This window comes from Psychrobacter immobilis (assembly GCF_904846065.1).
Taxonomy (GTDB): Bacteria; Pseudomonadota; Gammaproteobacteria; order Pseudomonadales; family Moraxellaceae; genus Psychrobacter; species Psychrobacter immobilis_H.
Genome location: NZ_CAJGZV010000029.1, coordinates 1 through 1,231, shown reverse-complemented (window position 1 = coordinate 1,231; position 1,231 = coordinate 1). Strand labels below are relative to the sequence as shown.

Genomic DNA, 1,231 nt, shown 5'->3' with positions numbered 1-1,231 from the left:
AGCGGAAGCGGCAGAAGCCGCCGAAGCGGCTGCTCTAGCAGCGGCTGCCACCGCAGAGACCGCACGCCTTGCTGCTGAACAAGCTCAAGCTGCTGCAGAAGACGCTGCCCTAAAAGCCAAAGCGGCGGCCGACAAAGCGGTTGGTGACGCTAAAGCGGAAGCCGACAAGAAAGTCACAGAAGCCAATCAACAAGCGGCTGATGCTAAAGCGCAGGCGGCAGAGGCTAAAAAACGCGCTGATGAGGCTGAAACGGCGAAATTAGATGCTGAGGCTAGAGCGAAAGCAGCAGAAGATGCTCTTGAAGCCGCGCAGCAGCTACCACCAGCTCCTAATAATCCAAAGGCTCCAGTCAATGCAACAGTAACTGGTTTCCAAAACAGTATTGCAGATCATGATAATAGTGGTATAAGTGCAAATACTTCTACTAGCTATGATACGTACACTGCGCTTTTGAATGAAACAGGTTCAAGAGACTTTAAAAACTCTATAAATTTAGAATTGAGAAACGCATCTGACGAAGATTATGAAGGTAGTTTCAAAAAGAGCGAACTTAAGAAAATTGGCGGTGTATTTAATAATAAATTAAATTATACGTCAACTTATAAGAACTTTGATGATCAGATGCAGATTGGTCATGTATATGGAGACCTTAAAGGCCCAGCCAATTTAATCCAACTATCTAAGCTATCGAACGTATATGTACAGGGTAATAGTACAAATATCGATGACATGCAGTACATGAAAACTCTCTCACAGTACAATATTGATAACAAAATCAATGATGGTAAAGTGAACTATAAAGGTGTGGCTAGCTACATCGGTAATAGTAAAGAGGAAATCATTGGTCATGACCCAATCATAGGGACTTCGGAGTTTAAAGTTGACTTCGTTGATAGCCAAGTCGATGGGACGTTATCATTTGATGGTTCTAATGTTAGCGAGAAAAAGATTAAAGCCGAAATCAGCGGTAATACCTTTGCAGGCAGTTGGAATGGTGTCGATACTAAAGGGGGCTTCTATGGTGAAGATGCCAAGCTATTAGGCGGTGTATATCAAGTTGCTGATGGTAAAGGTACTTATGGTGCCACTAAGGCGGACCCAAACGCCGAGCCAGTACCAGAACCTAAAGCTATAACAGGTGTTATGAGCAATACCATTAGTAGCGTATCAGGCTTAGGTACCGATGACGCAATTGGTTATCGTCAGTTTGTTACGGACAATCAAACCTTT

General features: G+C 43.7%; 1 protein-coding gene. It reads left to right on the top strand.

Features of this window, described 5'->3' with window-relative positions:
* On the top strand, nucleotides 1-1,231 hold a 1,231-nt coding region (locus JMW64_RS13910; RefSeq protein WP_201555377.1), incomplete at both ends, for a transferrin-binding protein-like solute binding protein.